The organism is Paenibacillus sp. MT124 (assembly GCF_058792755.1).
The window spans coordinates 2,339,864-2,362,711 of record NZ_CM179500.1; the positions used below are offsets into that span (position 1 = coordinate 2,339,864).

Below are 22,848 nucleotides of genomic sequence, written 5' to 3' on the forward strand. Positions count from 1 at the left end.
CTCATGTTCGTGTTAAGGGCTGGACTGACTTCGGTTGATTGTTTCAAGAAGAAAGATTCGTAGAATGCAGGAGAGCGGCTGTTTAGCAGAGAGTGGTTTTTGCCCGCCCAGTCTTTCTTTTTGACACAGGATGAGATATACTATGCTTTAGTACCAGGTTCTAAGATTTGGGGTTACATAGAGAAGAACCATAAATTCGTGTGTTGAATAACCTCTGAAGATCAGAGGCTCCATTATAGAGAACGAAGTGAAATGATAGAACGGACCTGCATGGGACGCTTTCTTATACGATACAGCGGGGGGTGTCAGGCATCGAACGTGTACCGAAGAGACAGAGGCAGCAGCAATTGACCAAAATGATCGAAGACAATCCGTTTGTGACGGATCAGGAACTGACGCGCCAATTGAAGGTGAGTATTCAAACGATTCGCCTCGACCGTCTGGAGCTGGGGATTCCCGAGCTTCGTGAACGAATGAAACTGATGGCAGAGCGTTCGTATGACCAGGTACGCTCGCTGCCTCTGCATGAGATTATCGGTGATATTGTAGATTTGCAGCTGGACAAAAGTGGGATCTCCTTGTTTGAGATCAAGGAAGAGCATGTATTTTCGAGGACGGGAATTGCTCGTGGTCACTATGTATTTGCCCAGGCTAACTCCCTGGCCGTCGCTGTCATTAATGACGAGATTGCATTGACGGCTTCGGCCGATATTCGATTTGTTCGTTCGGTTCATCTGGCCGAGAAATGTATTGCGAAAGCGTATGTGAGATCGATCTCGGGTCAAAAGGGGAAAGCAAAGGTTGAAGTGTTCACCTATGTAGGTGAGGAAATGGTGTTTCAAGGCAACTTTGTCATCTACCGTTCGGGTGGAGACGACAGCCTAGAGGGAGGTCATCTGGAATGAAAATCGTCATAGATGCCATGGGAGGCGATCATGCACCCCAGGCAACGGTAGAAGGTGCAATTGCTGCCGCCACGGAATGGGCAGATACACAGATCGTGCTTGTTGGCGATGAAGCCAAGCTGGCACCGCTTTTGAATCAGTCCGCTGCGAAGCCGGCTAACCTGTCTGTTCGTCATGCTTCGGAAGTGATCGGTTCGGATGACGAACCTGTTAAAGCCGTTCGTCGCAAAAAGGATGCTTCCATGGTGGTCGCGGGCCGCATGCTTAAGGAAGGCGAAGCAGATGCCATGATCTCTGCAGGTAATACCGGAGCGCTTATGACAACCGGTCTGCTGGTGGTGGGCCGCATGGAAGGTATTGAACGACCGGCACTTGCACCTATGATTCCAACAATAGATGATGTTGGCGTGCTTGCGCTTGACCTGGGTGCCAACATGGATGCCAAGCCCGAACATTTGGCACAATATGGTCTTATGGGTAGCTTATATCGGCAGAAAGTACAAGGAGTCGACTCACCCCGAGTGGGATTGCTCAATGTCGGAACGGAGCCGGGCAAAGGGAACGAACTAACGAAGCACGCATATCCGCTACTGGAGCAGCTTCCGATTCGATTTGTCGGTAATGTGGAAGCTCGCGATGTCCTTACAGGTGCATGTGACGTGCTTGTCTGTGACGGATTTGCTGGTAACATATTGCTGAAATCACTGGAAGGCACAGCAGGTGCCATCTTTGCATTGCTGAAGGAACAGTTCTCATCTTCGCTCAAAAGCAAACTGGCTGCAGCGGTGCTGATGCCTGAGCTGCGCGGGCTGAAACGGAAACTGGATTATACCGAACATGGCGGTGCGCCGCTTCTCGGGTTGAGCAGACTGGTAGTGAAAAGCCATGGATCAGCGGATGGCAATGCGATCAAAAACGCTGTTCGCCAAGCTAGAATTGCAGTACAGAACCAATTGGTGGAAAGCATATCTAAGGAAATTAGCGGGAAGTGAGTGACGACATGAATAATTTGCGCCCTGTAGGGGTTATCGGTACAGGTAAATATGTACCGGAGAAAATTTTGACCAACAGTGACCTTGAGAAAATGGTAGATACCAATGACGAGTGGATCGTTAGCCGCACTGGAATCAAGGAACGTCATATCGCAGCTCCCGATCAGGCGACTTCGGACCTGGCATACGAAGCAGCGATCAAGGCGCTTGAGTCTGCTGGAATGACAGGCAGTGATCTGGATCTGATCATCGTAGCCACAATTACGCCGGACTCGGCATTTCCGTCTACGGCCTGCATTTTGCAGGATAAGCTCGGTGCCAAAGGCGCTGCGGCATTTGATTTGTCCGCTGCATGTTCAGGATTTGTATATGGTCTGGCAACAGCAACCAGCTTTATCCAAAGCGGCATGTATAACAATGCGCTTGTTATTGGCGCGGATTGTCTATCCCGGATTACGGACTATACAGACCGTAACACATGCGTATTGTTCGGTGACGGAGCGGGCGCAGTGGTTATTGGCGAAGTTCCTGAAGGTCGTGGATTCAAATCGTTTGATCTTGGAGCGGAAGGTGCTGGTGGCGGCCTGCTTCAACTGGAGGGCGGCGGTTCCCGTCTGCCTGCGTCCGCAGAGACGGTTGAGAATAAAAAACACTACATTTACATGAATGGCCGTGAAGTGTTCAAATTTGCCGTCCGTGTAATGGGTACAGCAACGGATGAAGTTCTGCGTAAAGCAAGCTTGGAGCGCACGGACGTGGATCTGTTTGTTCCTCATCAGGCTAATATTCGTATTATTCAATCCGCCATGCAGCGACTTGAGCTTCCGGAAGAAAAAGTGGTTGTCAACGTAGACAAATACGCCAATACTTCGGCAGCATCCATTCCGCTTGCATTGGTGGAAGCGGCTGAAGAAGGCCGCATGAAAGCCGGCGACACCATCTTGATGGTTGGTTTCGGGGGCGGACTGACTTGGGGTGCCTCTGTACTCGTTTGGTAAATCAGATAGCTGGGAGAGATAAATCTAATGAGCAAAATCGCATTTGTATTTCCCGGACAGGGATCACAGGCTGTAGGCATGGCCAAGGACGCGTATGAGTCTGTGCCTGCGGCAGCAGAAATTTTCCGTACAGCCGATGATGTGCTGGGCTTCTCGCTGAGCAATCTCGTTTTTGAAGGACCAGAGACCGAATTGAAACAGACATCAAATACGCAACCGGCTCTACTCACTGCGAGTATTGCACTGCTTGAGGCTTTTAAAGAAAAAGGGATTGAGCCCGACTATACGGCTGGACACAGTCTGGGTGAATACAGTGCTCTCGTTGCAGCGGGCGTTCTGTCATTTGCTGACGCTGTGAGCATTGTACGGGCACGTGGTCAGTATATGGAACAAGCAGTACCAGGCGGGCAGGGAGCAATGGCTGCTGTTCTGGGTGCGGATCGGGAAGCGCTGGGGGTGCTTTGCCGGGACGTATCCGAAACGGGTCACGCGGTTGAACTGGCTAATATGAACTGTCCGGGTCAAATTGTTATTTCCGGTGTTAAGGAAGGTGTGGCTGCTGTAGCGGAACGGGTGAAGGAAGCTGGCGGCAAGCGTGCTATTCCATTGGAAGTTAGCGGTCCTTTTCATTCCTCATTGATGAAGGAAGCTGCTGGGAAACTGGCAGAGAAACTGGAGACCGTAACATTTTCGCCAGCCAAGGTTCCTGTAGTCGCTAACGTGACAGCAAGACCTGTGGAAAATGGACAGGTTCAACAATTGTTGACGGAACAGGTCTATTCTCCGGTTTTATGGGAAGACAGTGTGACATGGCTTATTGAGCAAGGTGTAGATACCTTCATTGAGATTGGTTCTGGAAGTGTATTGACCGGATTGATTAAAAAAACAGATAAATCCGTAAAATTGTACAATGTGAACAGTCTTGAAACGCTTGAAGCGACTGCAGCTGCATTAAAGTGATTAAATGACAGGTTATTTGGGGAAAGGAGGAATTAGGTTGTCTAAACCGTTAGAAGGTAAAAACGCACTGGTTACAGGGGCATCTCGCGGGATTGGCCGCAGCATTGCACTTGCTCTGGCTGAAGCTGGTGCCAATGTAGCCGTAAACTATGCAGGCAGTCAGGCTGCTGCTGAAGAAGTGGCGGAAGAGATTCGTGCTAAGGGAGTTCAGGCCATTACCATTCAGGCGAATGTTGGAGTAATGGATGAAGCTGAACAAATGGTCAAGGCTACTCTTGAAGCCTGGGGCAATGTTGACATTCTGATTAACAATGCAGGGATTACACGTGATAATCTGATCATGCGCATGAAAGAGGAAGAGTTTGATCAGGTTATTGAGACCAATCTCAAAGGGGTATTTAACTGCCTTAAAGCCGTTACTCGTCCAATGATGAAACAACGCTCGGGCAGAATTATCAATATTTCTTCTGTGGTTGGTGTTCTGGGTAATGCTGGACAAGCCAACTATGTTGCTGCCAAAGCGGGGGTCATCGGTCTGACCAAGGCGTCGGCTCGTGAATTGGCTTCCCGTGGTATAACGGTCAACTGTGTAGCACCTGGGTTCATTGAGACGGATATGACCAAGGAATTGTCACAGGAACTCGTAGATGGTATGCTGAGTGGCATTCCGCTGTCCCGACTGGGTCAGCCGGATGAAATTGCCGGAGTTGTTACATTCCTGGCATCGGGAGCTTCATCGTATATGACAGGGCAGACATTGCACGTCGATGGCGGCATGTACATGTAAAACTTCCCGGACTTAAATCAATAGTCGGGGAACAGGCGCTGGACGATCCGAAATGCCGGAAAAAGGCCGGATTCCCCGGCCGGGAGCCGCATATGTCTTCTATGGCATTTTGCCTGCGATTCTCGTATAATACCAAGGAGGAGGTGAACCGGATGTCCGATGTATTGGAGCGTGTAAAACGCATCGTCGTCGACCGCTTGGGCGCAGACGAAGCTGAAGTTACACTTGAAGCATCTTTCAAAGAAGATTTGGGTGCTGATTCTTTGGATGTAGTAGAATTGGTCATGGAATTGGAAGATGAATTCGATTTGGAAATCTCTGATGAAGATGCAGAAAAAATCACGACCGTAGGTGAAGTTGTAAACTACATACAATCTCATACCTAAAGTCAATTCAGTCCCGCACCTGTTTTCGAACAGGCGGGACTTCTCATCATTCATTGGTTTTTCTCATTCCGCAGCGATGCTCATTCAGCTTGATTTTTGGATCGGGATGGGTGAGCATCCGCTTGCGGATATTCCCACAAAATAATTGCGCAAGCAGTCGATATAGAGGTGAGTCGGTTTGAAACAAAGAGTAGTAATTACCGGAATGGGCGTAATGACATCGCTCGGAAAAGATTTGGAAACGTTCTGGGGAAGTTTAATGGCAGGCAAGTCCGGAATCTCTCAGATTGAGGCCTTTGATGTGAGTGAATACACGACACAAATTGCTGCCGAAATTAAGGATTTCAACCCGGATGAATATATGGATCGCAAGGATGCTCGCAAAATGGACCGTTTTGTTCAATTTGCTGTAGCAGCTGGTTTCAAAGCTGTTGAAGACAGTGGTTTGAAAATTAATGAGAACATCGAAGCCGAGCGCTTTGGCGTATCTATCGGTTCAGGTATTGGCGGACTGGGAACTTGGGAGGACCAGCATAATGCATTGCTGCAAAAAGGTCCAAAACGGGTTAGCCCATTCTTTATCCCTATGATGATCTCTAACATGGCTTCTGGCCAAATGTCGATTTCTCTCGGAGCTAAAGGTCCGAACACCAACGTAGTAACAGCCTGCGCTACAGGAACGCATTCCATCGGGGACTCTTTCAAGATGATTGCAAATGGTGATGCAGACGCGATGATCTGCGGTGGTGCGGAAGCGACAATCAGACCAACGGGTCTGGCTGGTTTCTGTGCAATGCGCGCGATGTCTACGCGCAATGACGAGCCGGCTAAGGCAAGCCGTCCTTTCGATACAGGACGTGACGGATTCGTTATGGGTGAAGGAGCAGGTATTCTGATTCTGGAATCCTTGGAACATGCTCAAAAACGTGGTGCACGTATTTATGGTGAAGTGATCGGTTACGGTCTGACTGGCGATGCGCATCATATGACTGAGCCGGATCCGGATGGAGCAGCACGCTGCATGAAGATGGCTCTTCGCAATGCCGGAATTGAACCGGAAGAAGTGGACTACATCAATGCACACGGTACATCAACTCCTGTGGGTGACCGATCCGAAACGCTGGCGATCAAAAAGGCATTTGGTGATCACGCGTACAAGCTTGCAGTAAGTTCAACTAAATCCATGACAGGTCACATGCTGGGTGCAGCTGGTGGCGTGGAAGCCGTAATCTGCGGATTGTCTCTGACTCATCAGACACTCGCACCTACGATCAATTTGGAAAATCAGGATCCGGAATGTGATCTGGATTATGTTCCGAATGTTCCGCGTGAAACTAACGTGAACGTAGTCATGTCCAACTCGTTTGGATTCGGCGGTCACAATGCTACCATTATCCTCAAAAAATTTGAAGCATAAGGGGCTAGTTCGTTTGAGTGAAGATCTGAAGCAGTTACAACACAAACTTCAAATCAAATTTGACAACAGGCAGCTTCTAAAACAAGCGTTTACCCATGCTTCCTATGTAAACGAACACCGATTCAGTCAGCACCAGGATAACGAACGTCTGGAGTTCTTGGGCGATGCGGTGCTTGAGTTGACTGTATCGGAATACTTGTATCATTTGTATCCTAACCGTCCGGAAGGTGAACTAACGAAGCTGCGGGCATCTATTGTCTGCGAGCCTTCCCTCGTCAAATTTGCAGAAGCACTTGGTTTTGGTCAGTATGTACTTCTTGGTAAAGGTGAGGAACTGACGGGAGGACGAACACGGCCGGCTTTGCTGGCTGATGTGTTTGAATCTTTCATCGGTGCACTGTATCTGGATCAGGGACTGGAGCCAGTCAGAACGTTTCTGGACCAGCATGTTTTTCCGTTGATCGTTCTGGGCGGCAAGCTTCAGATGAGCGATTACAAGACGGAACTGCAGGAACTCACTCAGCATCACAATATGGGAGCTCTTGAGTATCGGATCGTCGAAGAACGGGGCCCTGCCCATGAACGTGAGTTTGTCTCGGAGGTCCATATGGGTCAAGAACGGCTTGGCAGAGGTACAGGACGTTCCAAAAAGGAAGCTGAGCAGCAGGCTGCATCCGCAGCGCTTGATCGATTGAAGCTTCCGGAAGCCTGAGCTTACCGGGTAGCGCATAGACAAACGAAGAGCAAAGAGCAGCCCCTCGGGTCCGCCCCGGCGGAAATTATCGGCCGGACTGCTTTTTGCTCTTTTTTTTGTAAAGAGCGGATGGGGAAGAAAGATTCATTCCTAATCCAAGATCAGCACTGAAGGAGCACATGAAATAAGCAAGAGGAGGTGACGGGATACCCTATGTTTCTGAAACGAATTGAACTGGGTGGATTCAAGTCATTCGCCGACAAAACAGAGATGGAATTCGTTCGCGGCATTACGGCTGTAGTAGGTCCGAACGGAAGTGGCAAGAGTAATATTTCAGACGGGATTCGCTGGGTACTTGGGGAACAAAGTGCCAAATCACTGCGGGGCGGCAAAATGGAAGACATCATTTTTGCCGGCAGCGATGCAAGAAAAGCCGTCAATTACGGTGAAGTATCGTTAACGCTGGATAATGAAGATCACGCGCTTGCCCTTGATTTTGGTGAAGTGACAGTGACACGTCGTGTACATCGCAGCGGGGACAGTGAATATTTTATTAACAAGCAGTCCTGTCGGCTGAAAGATATAACGGAATTGTTTATGGATACCGGGATCGGTAAGGAAGCTTACTCCATTATCGGACAGGGTCGTATCGAGGAGATTTTGAGTACTCGTTCTGAAGATCGCAGGGGTATCTTTGAAGAGGCATCCGGTATTGTGAAGTATAAATCCCGTAAGCGGGATGCCACACGCAAGCTGGACGAGACGGAGCAGAACTTGCTGCGTATTCACGATTTGGTTACAGAGCTGGAGGACCAGATAGGCCCGCTGAGAGAGCAGTCGGAAAAAGCAATTCACTACAAGGAATTGCGTGGACAGCTCAAATCGAAGGAAATCTCCATGTATGTCTACCAGATCGAACAGATTCATGCGTCCTGGAGCAAGGCCAATGAACGGTTACAGTCGCTAAAAGAAGAAGAAGTTGGTCTTGCCGCCATTGTTTCCACACATGATGCCAAGCTGGAAAGCGACCGGAATGCACTGCGAATTCTGGAATCGGAGACGGAAGAGCTGCAATCTGCCTTGCTGCAGTTTAGTGAAGCGACAGAGAAAAGTGAAGGTCTTGGAGAATTGCTCAAAGAACGTTCTCGTCATCTGCAAACCAATCATGAGCAGCTCACGGTTACACTTGCTGCGAGTGAAGATCGACATCGGGAACGTGAGGCCGAGCTCCTTGCATTACGCGAGAAGTTTGGCAAGCTGGAGCAGGAACTGGGTGATGTGCGAAACCGTTTGTCTGAAGAAGAGGCGAAGCTCATTGGCGTTACAGGCGGAATCAGTCAGCAGCAGGAAGAAAGCCTTAAGGGTAATTTGCTGGAACTGATGAACCAGATGGCTCAGACGCGCAACGAGATCCGGTACGCCGATCAGCAGAAAGAGTCGCTTGAACGTCGTATGAACCGTGCATCCGAGGAATCCGGCAAGTGGGAAGAGCAGAAGGAAATGCTCGAAGCGCGAAAAGCCGAGATTGAGAAAAAAGTAGTCCGCTTGGGTAAAGAGATCAGTGATTTGCGAGGCGGATATATAACTGAAAGTGAACGACTGCAATCTTTGCAAAAGCTGCTGGAAGAGAGCCGCAGCACGGTTCGAAAATGGGAACAGAAGCGCGAAGCACAGGTATCCCGCCGGGATACGATGAAAGAGATGCAGGATGATTTTGACGGATTTATGCTTGGGGTCAAAGAAGTCCTCAAAGCTTCTCGCAAAGGTACTCTTAGTGGTGTACATGGAGCCGTGGCGGAACTCGTTAAAGTTCCTGAAAAAATCGAATTGGCTGTGGAAACGGCAATGGGTGCCGCACTTCAGCATGTCGTTATGGAAAACGAGTCGGTCTCCAGACAGGCCATTGCATTCCTGAAGCAGCGTCAGCTCGGTAGGGCTACATTCCTGCCGCTTGATGTCATTCGTCCACGTACGGTTGGTTCCAGTGAGCGTTCCATGATTGAAGGCATGGATGGTTTCGTGGGGATTGGTGCTGATCTCGTGCATTTCGATTCCCGTTATGCGAATATCATTGGAAGCCTGCTCGGGAATGTCATCATTGCCGAAACGCTGGAATACGCCAATAAAATTGCGGCACGCTGTCAGTACCGTTTCCGCGTCGTGACCCTTGAAGGTGATGTCGTCAATGCGGGCGGTTCCATGACAGGGGGAAGCCAGCACAAGAAAAATGTAAGTCTACTCAGCCGGAAACGGCAGTTGGATCAACTGGGTCAGGATATTTTGGATACCGAAAACCAGATTGTGAAGCTGCACCGCAGTGTTGATGATGTGAAAACCCAGTTGGAACAATGCCAGGACAAGCTGGATGAGCTGCGTCAATCGGGTGATGATACACGAAATGCCGAACAGCAGGCATCGATGGAAATGAAACAGGTCGAGCACGAGCTGCGTCACGTATTGGAACAAGTTGCGGTAGCCGGCCAGGAGAAAAGCGGATTCACCGAAGAAATCAAAGAGATGGATACGGCACGAGAAGCAGCTGTGCAGAAGCTGGAGCAGCTTGAAGAGGAAGAGAAGGCAACTCACCGTGCCATTCATGCTGCAGAGTTTGCCCGCAAAGCGAATGAGTCGGCGAAGGAAGAGCTGCAGAGCCAGTTGACGGAACTGAAAGTCAGAGAGGGTAAGCTGGATCAGGAACGGTTCTCGAATGAGGAGCAGCTGCGCCGATTGGAGCGTGAAGTGGAGTCGCTGGTCAAAGATTTACGTCAAAACCGGACACTGCTGGCTTCGATGGAAGCAGACCTGAAGAAAACGCAGGTGGAGAGCGTCAAACAAATTGAAGATCTGAACCAGTTCAAGCTGAAGAAAACGGAAGCTTCCGAGCAGCTGGATTTTAAGCGTGCTGCACGAAGTGAGCTGTCGAAGAAGCTTGAACTTGCTGAGAGTGAAACGAAGGAACAGCGTACACAGTTAAAAGCGGTAGAAGAACAGATGCGTCAGACGGAAATTTCCGTAAACAGACTTGATGTTGAACTCGAAAACATACTGCGTAAACTGATGGACGACTATGAACTTGGTTATGAGCTTGCGAAAGAGCGATACCCAGTACCTGAAGATGTAGAGAGCACTCAGGCTGAAGTGCAGAAGCTTAAGCGCAGCATCTCAGCTCTGGGAGAAGTCAATCTTGGGGCGATTGAGGAATTCCAGCGGGTTAATGAACGTTACGAGTTCCTGAATGAGCAGAAAAATGATCTGGTGGAAGCTAAAACGACGTTGTATCAAGTCATCCGTGAGATGGAAGATGAGATGGCTAAACGTTTCAAGACAACGTTTGATGCAATCCGCCGTGAGTTCGGTACGGTATTTACCAAGTTATTTGGCGGTGGGCGTGCGGATCTGGTTCTGATGGACCCGGAACGGCTTCTGGAAACCGGAATTGATATCGTTGCCCAGCCACCAGGCAAGAAACTGCAAAACCTGCAGCTCTTATCTGGCGGAGAACGCGCATTAACGGCAATGGCGCTGCTATTTGCCATCCTGCACGTGAAGCCAGTACCGTTCTGTGTGCTGGATGAAGTCGAAGCAGCGCTGGATGAGGCTAACGTGGTACGTTTCGCCCAGTATTTGCGGGAATTCTCCGAACAGACACAGTTTATCGTTGTTACTCACCGGAAGGGCACAATGGAAGAAGCAGATGTATTATACGGTGTCACCATGGAAGAGGGCGGAGTATCGAAGCTCGTTTCGGTTAGACTGGAAGATGAGGAAGCCGAAATAGCCAGTGCTTAAAGAATTCAATCATGCATCAGGAACTTGTTAATTAAATAAACAGCACTAAGATTATGTACACGATGGAGGGGCTTTATGAGTTTCTTTAAGAAGCTGAGAGACAGCATTGCAAGCAAAACGGAGTCGGTAACAAAACAGTTCAAGGATGGACTGGAGAAGACTCGTAAAGGGCTTGTGGAGAAAGTATCCGATCTCGTTATTCGCCGCAAAAAGATCGATGAGGAATTCTATGAGGAACTGGAAGAGATCCTGATTGGAGCGGACGTTGGGGTCAATACCGTCATGAACCTGATTGAAGACCTGCGTGTTGAGGTCAAAAAACGCAAAATCGAAGACGCGGCTGAATTGCAGCCTGTATTGTCTGAGAAATTGACAGATCTCCTGCGCGGTGAACAAAATAACGAATTGAAGATGAACCCGGATGGCATTACCGTTATTCTGTTTGTCGGTGTCAACGGCGTAGGTAAAACAACAACGATCGGCAAGCTGGCACATCGTTTCAAACAGCAGGGCAAAAAAGTCATTATGGCTGCTGGTGATACCTTCCGTGCCGGTGCAATTGAGCAGCTTGAGGTATGGGGACAGCGTGCCGGCGTTGAAGTCATCAAGCAGCAGGCCGGATCAGATCCCGCTGCGGTTATGTATGATGCTGTGCAAGCAGCCAAACAGCGCGGAGCAGATGTTTTGCTATGCGATACGGCAGGTCGTCTGCAGAACAAATCCAATCTCATGGAGGAGCTTAACAAGATCTATCGTGTTATTCAGCGTGAAATCCCGGAAGCTCCACACGAAGTATTGATGGTTCTCGACGCGACAACTGGACAAAATGCATTGAATCAGGCCAAACTGTTTGGGGAGAAAAGCGGCGTGACTGGACTCGTACTGACGAAGCTGGATGGTACGGCGAAAGGTGGTATTGTCGTTGCCATTCGTCAGGAACTGGATCTGCCAGTGAAGATGGTAGGTCTTGGTGAGAAAATTGACGATCTGCAGCCATTCGATTCCGAGCAATTTGTACATGCCTTGTTTGCTGGATTAATTCAGGAGCAGCCAGCTCAAGGGACAGAGGAAGAAGAAGCGAATACCTAAAAATTGATAAAATGATAAGCCCTATTGCCGTTGATGAGCGTGTACATACATGTTAAGTCACCGGCAATAGGTGTATAATGGAAGAATGTAGATATCTTAATAGGGTTAGAAAGGACGGTTGATATGGCCAATACCTATACCTATTCCCGCCGTGAAGAAGTCGCTAATGCAGTGACTCATGGAATCGGCGCTGTGCTCAGTGTAGCTGCACTGGTGCTGTTGATTGTTTTTTCGAGTATGAAAGGTACAGTCTGGCATGTCGTCAGTTTCACGATCTATGGGATCACGATGCTGCTTCTTTATACGAATTCGACAATGGTCCATGCATTGAAAGAAGGCAAGGTCAAGGATCTGTTCGAGTTTTTTGACCATTCCTCGATCTATTTGTTTATTGCAGGTACGTACACCCCATTCTTGTTTGTAGCTGTTCGCGGCACGCTCGGATGGAGTCTGTTCGGAGTTATCTGGGGCATTGCAATCGCAGGAGTGATTTTCAAAGCCTTCTTTACGAAAAAGTTCCTGTTTATGTCCACGATCTTCTACATTGCCATGGGCTGGCTTATCGTCATTGCCTGGCAGCCGCTCGTTGCGGCAATCCCTTCAGGAGGAATAGTCCTCTTGGTTGCAGGTGGTCTGATGTATACACTTGGGACACTATTTTATGTATGGCGCGGCTTTCCATACCATCATGCGATCTGGCATGTATTTGTGCTCGCAGGCAGTGTTCTTCATTTCTTTGCCGTTCTGTTGTACCTTACGCCTCTTAGATAGGAACGTAAAAACGAATCGACTTCTTAACGAAGACGTATTCGTTTTTTGTTAGTTTTGGGGGTGCTTGATTGGAAGAAAAACAGCCGCAAATTAATGTTTTGGATGCTTCAACTACATGTTTTTTTCGTGACAAGTATTTTTGCTTGACATCCTGATTTGTTTTCGGTATTATTAGGAACGTTGCAAGAGTGTAAAGTGTTTTTCCTTGACGAAGGGAGTGCCCCGATATGAGTCAAGAAAACCGGCTTGAGAAGACAAACCGGATTAACTTGCTGTTTGCTTTCTATGAGCGTTTGCTTACTGAGAAACAGCAAACATTTCTGAAATATTACTTTCATGATGATTTCTCGCTTGGTGAAATTGCAGCCGAGTTTGAGATCAGCCGCCAGGCGGTATATGAGCATATCAAGCGTGCTGAGCAGGTGCTGGAAAATTACGAAAGCAAGCTTGGCTTGCTGGAGAAGCACGAACGACGCAGCCGCAATCTTGAAGAATTGCAAAATGCACTGGAACGCGCAGGCGTCTCCATTCATAACAACAAACAAATAAACGATATTGTTCACCAGCTCCGGGAATGAGGAAATGGGACGGAACGTATCGGTTCTAAAAACAGTATTACAGCTTAAGGAGGTGGGATCATGGCATTTGAAGGATTAACGACCCGATTGCAGAATGTGTTCAGCAAGCTGCGCGGCAAAGGCAAGGTATCGGATGAAGATGTTGCCGAAGCTATGCGTGAGGTACGTCTGGCATTGCTCGAAGCGGATGTAAACTTCAAAGTGGTCAAGGAATTCATCGCCAAGGTGAAAGAGAAAGCTGTCGGCAAGGAAGTTATGGAAAGCTTCACGCCAGGCATGGTAATCATCGACATCGTTAACAAGGAACTGACGGACTTGATGGGTGGAAGCCAGTCGAAACTGGCTAAAGCAAACAAGCCGCCTACGGTGCTGATGATGGTAGGTTTGCAGGGTGCTGGTAAAACCACGACATCCGGTAAGCTGGCTAAAATGCTGCAGAAGCAAAACAGCCGACCATTGCTGGTCGCGGGTGATATTTATCGTCCGGCAGCCATTAAGCAATTGCAAGTACTGGGTGAGCAGATCAAAGCTCCAGTGTTTACATTGGGAGATCAGACAAGCCCGGTGGAGATCGCACGTCAGGGTCTGCAGCATGCTAAGGATAACGGCAATGACTATGTCATTATCGATACCGCGGGACGTTTGCATGTAGATGAGGAACTGATGGAAGAGCTACGCCAGATTCACAGCGTAGTGAATCCGGACGAAGTCCTGCTTGTGGTCGACAGCATGACCGGTCAGGATGCCGTTAATGTGGCAGAACACTTTAACCAGCAGCTTGACTTGACCGGAGTTGTTTTGACCAAACTGGATGGGGATACACGCGGTGGTGCTGCCCTTTCGGTAAAAGCAGTGACCGGCTGCCCAATCAAGTTTGCGTCACTTGGCGAGAAGCTTGATGCTCTTGAGCCTTTCCATCCGGAACGAATGGCTTCACGGATCCTCGGCATGGGGGATATGCTTTCCCTGATTGAGAAGGCACAATCCAACATTGATACCGAAAAAGCCAAGGAAATGGAACGTAAAATGCGTAATGCAGAATTTACGTTTGAGGATTTCCTGGAGCAAATGGATCAGGTGAAGAAGCTGGGCCCAATCGATCAGATTATGGATATGATTCCCGGCATGGGCAAGATGAAGCAAGCCAAGGACTTGAAAGTGGATGACAAGCAGATGGGCCGGATCGAGGCGATTGTGTACTCCATGACCACAGAGGAGAAGCGCAACCCGGATATGATCAACCATAGCCGTCGGAAACGGATTGCTACAGGTAGCGGTACATCTCTGGCTGAGGTTAACCGTCTTATCAAGCAGTTTGATGAAATGCGTCGCATGATGAAACAGTTCTCGGATATGATGGGACCTAAAGGCGGCAAAAACAAGGCAATGAAGCAGCTGAAGGGTCTTGGCAAAGGAATGAAGTTTCCTTTCCGTTGATTGCAAGGGTTGCTGAGGAATATACAGATTTCATTGAAGGAGGTGAATTTTCAAATGGCAGTTCGTATTCGTCTGAAACGTATGGGTGCTCACAAAGCTCCTTTCTACCGCGTAGTGGTATCGGATTCCCGTTCCCCACGTGACGGTCGTTTTATCGAGGAGATCGGTTACTACAACCCGGTTGAACAACCGGCTGTTGTTAAGATCGATGAAGATAAAGCATTGCAATGGCTTCAAAACGGTGCGCAAGCATCCGACACTGTCCGCAACTTGCTGAGCAAAGCGGGCGTGATGAAGAAGTTCCACGAGTCTAAACAAGCAAAATAAGGTGCTGATTCGGAGGGTCATCTATGGAAGAATTAGTAAGCATAATTGCTAAGGCTTTGGTCGATCATCCGGAAGATGTGGCGGTTCGGACGGTTGAGAAAGACCGGCTTGTCGTTTACGAGTTAACTGTTCATCCTGACGATGTCGGGAAGGTTATTGGTAAGCAAGGGCGAATCGCAAAATCTCTTCGTACGGTCGTCACATCAGCAGCAGTTAAGATGGATAAACGGGTTACCGTCGATATCATATCTTAAAGATATACGAAAGGGGGTTAGGATGCATGTCCTAGCCCCTTTTCGTGCATGCTGAAACTTAAATACTATGATGGACTAGCTCGTCAAATATCAATAGCGCTCGCGCTTGCCTTAATCACTGAATTTTGACCTTTGAATAATGAAATTTATATTTAGAGGATAACAGCGATCGAATAACGATCTATAACCGGAACGATCGTAAGAAAATCATGACTATGAACAATATTGAATGAAATGCAGGAGGAACGTATGGCAGAGTTTATGAATGTAGGTAAAATCGTCAATACACACGGAATTCGTGGTGAGTTGAAAATCATGCCTTTAACCGATTTCCCGGAAGTGCGTTTTGCGAAAAATGCGGAGCTGTATTTGTTTACACCCGATAACCACCCTGTGCTGGTTCATGTTGAATCGGCACGATTGCATAAAAATATGTATATCGTTCGATTGAAGGAATACGGAAATATTAATGAAGTGGAAAAGTTCAAAGGCGGCATAGCCAAAGTCTCCAAAGAGAACTTGGCTGAGCTGGAGGAAAATGAGTATTACTTCCACCAAATCGTTGGATGTACTGTTGTGACAGAAGAAGGTGAGAACCTTGGAACAATCTCCGAGATTCTGACGCCTGGAGCCAACGACGTATGGGTTGTTAAAACGGCGGCAGGCAAGGAAATTCTGTTACCCGTTATTGATGATGTTGTGCTTGATGTCGATGTGAATGAGAAAATGGTTAAGGTTCATCTGATGGAAGGATTGCTCTAACATGAGAGTAGATGTACTAACGTTATTTCCAGAAATGTTCGAAGGTGTATTCGGGACAAGCATCCTTGGCAAAGCTCAGACGAAGGGGCTCGTGTCACTGAATGCAGTAAACTTCCGTAACTATGCTACGAATAAACATAATACGGTTGATGATACACCTTATGGTGGAGGCGGAGGGATGGTATTAAAGCCGGATCCGATCTTTGCTGCTGTGGAGGATGTCCTTGATAAACGCAGTAAAGAGTCAGCAGCAGCATCGAGCAAACCTCCTCGCATCATTCTAATGTGTCCGCAAGGTGAGACGTTTACACAGAAAAAAGCAGAAGAACTGGTACAAGAAGATCATCTGATTTTTATCTGTGGACATTATGAAGGATATGATGAGCGTATTCGCGAATTTCTCGTCACCGATGAATTATCCATTGGGGATTATGTATTAACCGGAGGTGAGCTGCCTGCAATGGTTGCCATTGACAGTGTTGCTCGTTTGATCCCGGGTGTACTCGGAAACGAGACGAGTGCTGTGACGGATTCGTTCAGCACAGGGCTCCTCGAATATCCGCATTATACACGACCGCCTGAATTCAGAGGCATGAAGGTACCAGACGTGCTGTTATCTGGACATCATCTGAATATTGATGCATGGCGCAGAGAACAATCTCTGATTCGTACGTTGGAGCGCAGACCGGATATGCTGGATACTGCTGAATTGACCGAAAAAGAACGGATATGGCTCGATAAACTTCGATCTGAGATGGAACGGACTTCCGAGTAGCGGCAAATATTTTATGATTGCATGGTAAGTAGCGAAGCGATGATTACAAAACATACAGGCCACCCTTTAGGTAACGAGGTTGGTCTTTTTTTTGTTGTTGTGGAAAGGTATGCTGGAACTTTTTAATGATTGAAAATGTAAAAAGATGGATTAAACAAGCAAACTATTATAAAATGTAATTATGAAACGTTGTTTCATTAAATGAAACGAAGAGGGGGTACTGAAATGAATTATAACTTTTATGGTCTTGATCATGTCCAACTTGCGGCACCAGAAGGATGCGAAGCGGAAGCACGGAGATTTTTTCATAACCTTATGGGATGGAACGAAATTCCGAAACCTGAAGCTTTAAAAAAACGTGGTGGCGTATGGTTTCTATGTGGAACTCATCAGGTTCATATTGGAGTACAAAAAGATTTTGTGCCCGCTACCAAAGCTCATCCAGCATTTCACGTTCAGAACCTAGACTTACTTAAGGAACATTTAAGCGGCAAACAGGTTCATATCATAGATGATGAAGCGAGAACGGATGAAGGAGTAAAACGCTTCTATGTTCACGATCCTTTTGGCAATAGGCTCGAGTTTTTGGAATGGATTAAATAAGAACAGGCAGCGTTCATAACAGCACGGTTATATAATGTGAATGTTTATTTTTTAGGAATTCAGAACAAGAGCTATCAAAAATAGATGAGATCTTTGTGTTAAATTTAGGGTGAGCAATCTATAACGATTAAACGGAGGAGGAAGATGATGTATCATCAGCCTTACGAGATCGGCAGAATAGATATAAGTAAAGCCGGGGAACGATGCAAAATGCTTCTTGGGGATCTGAATGGAGATGGACGATTAGAGATGCTGCTGGTTCAAGCTGACGGCGGAATCGATGACCGTTATGTTCCGCATCAGGTATCCTGTCTGACGGCATATGATCTGGATGGAGAGCTCCTCTGGCAAGTGGGAAAACCTGATCCGGATGCTGGTGGTCCTGGATCGGATTACCCCGCTCAAATTGCGGATTGGGATGGAGACGGGAACAAAGAAGTTATTTGTATTATGGGTAAGCAGTTTTTGATTTTGGACGGGAAAACCGGAGATATTAAAAGCACACATTCTTTACCAGGTGACGAGGCACATGACTGCATTATTCTTGCAAATCTGACCGGAGATGAACAGAAGATGGATGTCCTACTCAAAGATCGGTATAAAACCTTATGGGCCCTTGATCATGATTTCAATCTTCTATGGAAGCACGAAGGCAATGTAGGACATTTCCCATGGGTATACGATATCGATGAAGATGGGAAGGATGAGGTTATGGCAGGCTATGACATGCTTGATCATGACGGGACCTTGCTATGGTCTTGCACTGATCTGGACGATCATGCCGATTGTATCTGGTTTGGAGATGTGAACGGAGATGGTCAGATTGAAATAGTTATCGGCGGCAGTGTAACGGTAATGATGGACCGTTACGGCCATGAGATATGGCGCTATGCCGATTCTATTGAATCGCAGCACATCGCCTTAGGGGAGTTTTGCGACGGGCTGCCCGGTTTGCAGATCGCTGGTCTTGATCGTATCATCCGCGGTGATGAGCATGGTAAAGACGGAATGTTTTTGCTGGATTACGAGGGAAAAGAACTCTGGAAGGAAGATCGGATTACACGTGGCTGGCTAACGATTATAGAGCCTGTACGGGACTGGGATGATAGTGGACTGGATTATATTTTGGCTTATCGCAGAGGCGGAGGGTTGCTGCCTTCTTTGGTCGATGGACAGATGCAATCGGTTGCAGTATTCGGAAAAGAAGGATATGCCGTACATGCGGATCTCTGTCAGACCGGGAAGGAACAGATCATTATCTATGACGCGATTGAAGCTGTCCTGTATTCCAGCTCCAAGATTGAACTGACCCCATGGACCTCCAAAAAAGCCGAGCCACAGTCCAAAAGACTGTACAGCTCGACTCTATATCCAGGCGGAGAAGTGTTGATTTAACTTCTATTTACTGATGTCAACCAAAGGGAGTATTTCCGACTGATCTGCCTCTGGGTTAAGCAATTTGGCTAAATCCGTTCCGGTCGTCACTGTTAGTCTTGGGAGCTTCATCGGGTTATCTCCCGGATGAACAAAACCCGAGCGAACCGAAAAAGCCATGCGGTAGCCATTTTGCTGCAGCTGATAAATCATCTGCGTGCTGGTGTAACCGAAAGGATATGCCAAATATGGCGTGTCGATTCCCTTTTCCTTCATCATCCTGATATCATCGCTCAGCAGGCTTGTATCAAGTCCTACAGGCACGCTCTCACCGCAGCGCATAAACCCCTTGTGATGCAAGTTATAGGTGTGGCTGTTAAACTCAAATACATCTGCTGCAGCCTTCATCTCCGGTTCGGAGATGAACGTTTTTTTGGCGGGATCAAAATCAGCTGGCTGATCTTGAATCTTGCTGCCGATGACAAAGAGAGAAGCATGAAAATTATATTTTTTGAGCACGGGATAGGCAAGTGTATAATTGTTCTGATATCCGTCATCAAAAGTGATGACAATAGACTTCTTGGGTAGTGAGATCAGACCATTCACATAGTCTTCCAGCTGCTCCAATGTAATCGTATTGTACCCTTCGTCATGCAAGTACTTCATATTATCTTCGAAATCCTCAAGATTAATAATGGACTTGTTTCCTGTTTCGTGATTATTCACTTTGGGCTGTATGTAATGATACATGAGTACAGGAACTTCCGTAGCTGTACCAGGCGCAACTTGAAAGGTAGCCAGATTCAGACCGGTCTTGCTAGAGTAGTCCGTGTGTGACATCAGGAACGCTTTACGCTTGACCATATCCCAGGATGTACATGCTTTGTGCGATAGTGCATTTGTCGGATGACTAACAGCATAGGCATATAGCGTAATGATGCAAGTGACTGCGGCTAGTGACGCAAGGGTAAATCTTTTCCAATGTTTCATAGTTCGGTTGTTTCTCCTTATACAATTTCATTTCTTAGTGCAATTGAGACAGGTATTCATTATTCTACCAAGCTATATCATAGACGAACATTCTTGACAGAAAGTTACATTATTTTTTCCGTAATGTGGTTGACTTCGGGTGGAAGAGTTGTTTGTGTTATTATGTTTATTTCTCCTTGTGTTTTAATATATGGCATGGTACAATAATTCTGTTGTGTGGAATACGGCGGTCCTCTATGGATAATGAAGGAGACAGGGTGTTCTCCGGAAGAAGTATGAACGCCTGTACGGAAGGAGGGAGTCATAGATGAATATCGTTCAAGCGATTACTCAAGAACAACTTCGCAAAGATATTCCGAGTTTTCGTCCTGGTGACACTTTGAAAGTGCACGTTAAGGTTATCGAGGGAACTCGTGAGCGTATCCAATTGTTCGAAGGTGTTGTGATCAAGCGCCGTGGTGGTGGAATCAGTGAGACTTTTACAGTTCGTAAAATTTCTTACGGTGTAGGTGTGGAAAGAACTTTCCCGCTTCATTCCCCTAAAATCGATAAAATCGATGTGGCTCGCCGTGGTAAAGTGCGTCGTGCGAAGCTTTATTATCTTCGTGAACTACGCGGTAAAGCAGCGAGAATTAAAGAAATTCGTTAATATAACGGATACCGGAGAGGGCTTGGAGACAAGCCCTTTTCGTTTTTGTCCGGGAAAAGTTGAACCGGAGGTACACTTCCGAGTAAAATGGTATGGCGGCACACGCGTGAGAGTCCGGGAGGCTTGTGTAATCAGTTAGAGCATATGTAATATGCGGATCATTTGTACTAAAATGAAATGCTCGTGTAGAAGTACATAACTGATATGAGAATTTTGCATGAATTCAATGAAATGAATGATGTGAAAAGCTGGATGTGTAAACTGCTATAACATGTACCGTGAAGAGAGGAAGATCAATAATGGAACAGGAAGTTCAACACCAGGACAATTCTGCCGAAGAGAAGGGCAGTCGATCCAAAAAAGCCAAAAATGAGATTGTCGAATGGCTCAAAGCGATTGTGATCGCATTGGTGCTCGTTATTTTAATTCGATGGTTATTATTCAAACCGTTTGTCGTGGACGGACCTTCCATGCAGCCGAATTTCCATACAGGTGAACGTGTCATCGTGAATGAAATCCTGTACGATATCCGGGAACCACAGCGCGGAGAGGTTATCGTATTCCATGTTCCTTCTGAGGGACGTGATTTCATCAAACGTGTCATTGCTGTAGCGGGTGATACTGTGCAGGTGAGTGGGGATACGGTTATGGTAAACGGGGAGAAAGTGAATGAGACATACATTCAGGGAGCGATTGACGCAGCCGAAGCGAATGGCGGAACCTATAATGTGAAGGACTTCCCGAATGAGCAATTCCCGGATGGCAAGGTACCGGAAGGCCATGTATTTGTAATGGGTGATAATCGTCCGAACAGTACGGATAGCCGAATGATTGGATACGTGTCTCTAGAAGATATCGTAGGACGTGCAGATGTTATTTTCTGGCCGATCGGTGATATCAAGTGGATTAACCACTAATCAAGTTCAGGATATATAAGCTAAATATATCGTTTACTCCATACCAGAGAGGGCAAAATAAGAATGGGGATACCCGTGACCGGAAACGTGTTTTGCCAATGAAGGGACCAAGTGAATTGTAGCTTTAGCTTATATATCATTAAATAATGAGGTGAAGACAAGGTGACGATACAATGGTTTCCAGGTCACATGACCCGGGCCAGACGCCAGATTCAGGATAAGTTAAAGCTGATTGACGTGGTCATCGAACTGCTGGATGCCCGTCTGCCTGTCTCCAGCCGAAATCCGATGATTGATGAAATTTTACAGGGTAAGCCTCGCATGATTTTGTTAAACAAGTCTGATCTTGCGGATGCCAAGGTGACACAGGAATGGATTGCCCATTTCAAAAATGAAGGAATTACTGCGTTCCCTGTGGATGCATCCACAGGTACCAATGTAAAAGACATTCCGGCACAGGCCCGGTTGCTGCTCAAAGAGAAAATTGACCGTCAGCTGGCAAAGGGTATTAACCCGCGTGCCGTTCGTGCACTCATTGTAGGTATTCCCAACGTTGGGAAATCCACATTGATTAACCGGCTTGCTGGACGAAATATTGCAGCGACGGGAGATCGTCCTGGTGTAACGAAGGGTCAGCAATGGATTAAAGTAGGCAAAGAGATGGAACTGCTCGATACGCCAGGTATTTTGTGGCCCAAATTCGAGGACCAGAACGTAGGTTATCGTCTTGCGGTCACAGGAGCCATCAAGGAGGAAATCCTCAATGCCGAGGATATCGCCTTCTTTGCAATTAGCTACCTGATGCGTTACTACTGGGATGCTCTGGAGGAACGATACGAGCTTCATGAGTTCTCCAAGGATGCAGATGATTCGGATAGCGTTATAGCCATCATGGAACAGGTTGGTCGTAAACGGGGCTGTATTGTTAGCGGTGGACGTGTGGACCTGGAAAAAGCATCGCGTGCTTTTCTGCGTGAATTGCGTGCAGGCAAGATGGGACGCTTCTCTATGGAAGCTCCATATTAAAACGGATTTGCATATTGCAATAGTGAGCCGAAAGAAGCGGCCGTTACCGGATTACCGGGAGCGGTCGCTTTTTCATTTTAGAAAAAAATAAGGAGCTTATGATAGAGCAATGAATATAAAAGCAGGGATGAAAGATGACCACAAATAGGAAAGGATGAGATTGTCTCGTGTATATATCTGAGGTGTAAAAATCGTGCTATGATGAGAGTTCAAGCAATTGGCCTGGTTGATCACAGGATATCTTCAATTTAAATCTTCAGATACCGATAAATGAAGAAACCAACTCTTATTATCATATGTGCATATCAGGGTGCTAATGAAGACGAAGTAATTTTTGCTAATCTGAAAAACAAAGAGCTAGAATCTGC

23 protein-coding genes are annotated in these 22,848 nt (G+C 47.2%); 22 read left to right on the forward strand and 1 reads right to left on the reverse strand.

Annotation, left to right across the window (positions count from 1 at the left end; all coding sequences use genetic code 11):
• The first annotated feature begins 356 nt into the window (after window positions 1–356).
• The 19 genes from fapR to AC3RCI_RS10945 all read left to right on the forward strand — a co-directional run bounded on the left by fapR (window position 357) and on the right by AC3RCI_RS10945 (window position 18,919).
• On the forward strand, window positions 357–905 hold the full coding sequence (gene fapR / locus AC3RCI_RS10855) for a transcription factor FapR (RefSeq protein ID WP_221192561.1): 549 nt from the start codon (window positions 357–359) through the stop codon (window positions 903–905).
• Window positions 902–1,897, forward strand: a complete 996-nt coding sequence (gene plsX / locus AC3RCI_RS10860) for a phosphate acyltransferase PlsX (RefSeq protein WP_492528953.1) — start codon at window positions 902–904, stop codon at window positions 1,895–1,897. The genes fapR and plsX overlap by 4 nt, the downstream gene beginning before the upstream one ends.
• Before the next feature lie 8 nt (window positions 1,898–1,905).
• A complete protein-coding gene (locus AC3RCI_RS10865) occupies window positions 1,906–2,895 on the forward strand; it encodes a beta-ketoacyl-ACP synthase III (protein WP_492472440.1) in 990 nt (329 codons plus the stop codon).
• A gap of 27 nt (window positions 2,896–2,922) precedes the next feature.
• Window positions 2,923–3,855, forward strand: coding sequence for an ACP S-malonyltransferase (fabD, locus tag AC3RCI_RS10870; protein ID WP_127536286.1), 933 nt, complete (start codon window positions 2,923–2,925; stop codon window positions 3,853–3,855).
• Between the two features lie 37 nt (window positions 3,856–3,892).
• Window positions 3,893–4,642 (forward strand): 3-oxoacyl-[acyl-carrier-protein] reductase, encoded by a 750-nt coding sequence (gene fabG, locus AC3RCI_RS10875; RefSeq protein WP_095358716.1) that lies wholly within the window; start codon window positions 3,893–3,895, stop codon window positions 4,640–4,642.
• Window positions 4,643–4,794: 152 nt separating this feature from the next.
• A complete protein-coding gene (gene acpP / locus AC3RCI_RS10880) occupies window positions 4,795–5,028 on the forward strand; it encodes an acyl carrier protein (RefSeq protein ID WP_024630176.1) in 234 nt (77 codons plus the stop codon).
• A 178-nt stretch (window positions 5,029–5,206) separates the two neighbouring features.
• Complete coding sequence (gene fabF, locus AC3RCI_RS10885) at window positions 5,207–6,445, forward strand: beta-ketoacyl-ACP synthase II (RefSeq protein ID WP_095287861.1); 1,239 nt, start codon at window positions 5,207–5,209, stop codon at window positions 6,443–6,445.
• A gap of 13 nt (window positions 6,446–6,458) precedes the next feature.
• A complete protein-coding gene (rnc, locus tag AC3RCI_RS10890; protein WP_095287860.1) occupies window positions 6,459–7,157 on the forward strand; it encodes a ribonuclease III in 699 nt (232 codons plus the stop codon).
• A gap of 195 nt (window positions 7,158–7,352) precedes the next feature.
• Window positions 7,353–10,928, forward strand: coding sequence for a chromosome segregation protein SMC (smc, locus tag AC3RCI_RS10895; RefSeq protein ID WP_492528955.1), 3,576 nt, complete (start codon window positions 7,353–7,355; stop codon window positions 10,926–10,928).
• Between the two features lie 75 nt (window positions 10,929–11,003).
• Window positions 11,004–12,017, forward strand: a complete 1,014-nt coding sequence (gene ftsY / locus AC3RCI_RS10900) for a signal recognition particle-docking protein FtsY (RefSeq protein WP_336779610.1) — start codon at window positions 11,004–11,006, stop codon at window positions 12,015–12,017.
• Window positions 12,018–12,140: 123 nt separating this feature from the next.
• A complete protein-coding gene (gene trhA / locus AC3RCI_RS10905) occupies window positions 12,141–12,788 on the forward strand; it encodes a PAQR family membrane homeostasis protein TrhA (RefSeq protein WP_336779611.1) in 648 nt (215 codons plus the stop codon).
• A 227-nt stretch (window positions 12,789–13,015) separates the two neighbouring features.
• Window positions 13,016–13,366: a putative DNA-binding protein gene (locus tag AC3RCI_RS10910; RefSeq protein WP_127536283.1), complete on the forward strand. Its 351-nt coding sequence runs from the start codon at window positions 13,016–13,018 to the stop codon at window positions 13,364–13,366.
• 60 nt (window positions 13,367–13,426) lie between these two features.
• Window positions 13,427–14,803, forward strand: coding sequence for a signal recognition particle protein (ffh, locus tag AC3RCI_RS10915; protein ID WP_024630183.1), 1,377 nt, complete (start codon window positions 13,427–13,429; stop codon window positions 14,801–14,803).
• Between the two features lie 54 nt (window positions 14,804–14,857).
• Window positions 14,858–15,130, forward strand: a complete 273-nt coding sequence (rpsP, locus tag AC3RCI_RS10920; RefSeq protein ID WP_175396091.1) for a 30S ribosomal protein S16 — start codon at window positions 14,858–14,860, stop codon at window positions 15,128–15,130.
• Between the two features lie 23 nt (window positions 15,131–15,153).
• Window positions 15,154–15,384 carry a KH domain-containing protein gene (locus AC3RCI_RS10925; protein WP_024630185.1) on the forward strand — a complete coding sequence of 77 codons (231 nt, stop codon included), beginning with the start codon at window positions 15,154–15,156 and terminating at the stop codon, window positions 15,382–15,384.
• Between the two features lie 249 nt (window positions 15,385–15,633).
• Window positions 15,634–16,146, forward strand: a complete 513-nt coding sequence (gene rimM / locus AC3RCI_RS10930; RefSeq protein WP_336779612.1) for a ribosome maturation factor RimM — start codon at window positions 15,634–15,636, stop codon at window positions 16,144–16,146.
• A gap of 1 nt (window position 16,147) precedes the next feature.
• A complete protein-coding gene (gene trmD, locus AC3RCI_RS10935) occupies window positions 16,148–16,921 on the forward strand; it encodes a tRNA (guanosine(37)-N1)-methyltransferase TrmD (protein ID WP_336779613.1) in 774 nt (257 codons plus the stop codon).
• 225 nt (window positions 16,922–17,146) lie between these two features.
• Window positions 17,147–17,524: a VOC family protein gene (locus AC3RCI_RS10940; RefSeq protein WP_336779614.1), complete on the forward strand. Its 378-nt coding sequence runs from the start codon at window positions 17,147–17,149 to the stop codon at window positions 17,522–17,524.
• Window positions 17,525–17,671: 147 nt separating this feature from the next.
• Entirely contained in the window at window positions 17,672–18,919 is a 1,248-nt protein-coding gene (locus AC3RCI_RS10945; RefSeq protein ID WP_492529872.1) for a hypothetical protein, read from the forward strand.
• Window positions 18,920–18,922: 3 nt separating this feature from the next.
• Here the strand turns inward: AC3RCI_RS10945 and AC3RCI_RS10950 are convergent, their stop codons facing one another.
• On the reverse strand, window positions 18,923–19,888 hold the full coding sequence (locus AC3RCI_RS10950; RefSeq protein ID WP_492528957.1) for a polysaccharide deacetylase family protein: 966 nt from the start codon (window positions 19,886–19,888) through the stop codon (window positions 18,923–18,925).
• A gap of 307 nt (window positions 19,889–20,195) precedes the next feature.
• On the opposite strand from AC3RCI_RS10950, the gene rplS reads away from it, so the two are divergent.
• The 3 genes from rplS (at window position 20,196) to ylqF (ending at window position 22,480) form a co-directional block, all read left to right on the forward strand.
• A complete protein-coding gene (gene rplS / locus AC3RCI_RS10955) occupies window positions 20,196–20,537 on the forward strand; it encodes a 50S ribosomal protein L19 (RefSeq protein WP_018883527.1) in 342 nt (113 codons plus the stop codon).
• Window positions 20,538–20,836: 299 nt separating this feature from the next.
• Window positions 20,837–21,454, forward strand: coding sequence for a signal peptidase I (gene lepB / locus AC3RCI_RS10960; protein WP_095358707.1), 618 nt, complete (start codon window positions 20,837–20,839; stop codon window positions 21,452–21,454).
• Window positions 21,455–21,616: 162 nt separating this feature from the next.
• A complete protein-coding gene (ylqF, locus tag AC3RCI_RS10965; protein ID WP_154893601.1) occupies window positions 21,617–22,480 on the forward strand; it encodes a ribosome biogenesis GTPase YlqF in 864 nt (287 codons plus the stop codon).
• Window positions 22,481–22,848 lie beyond the last annotated feature (368 nt).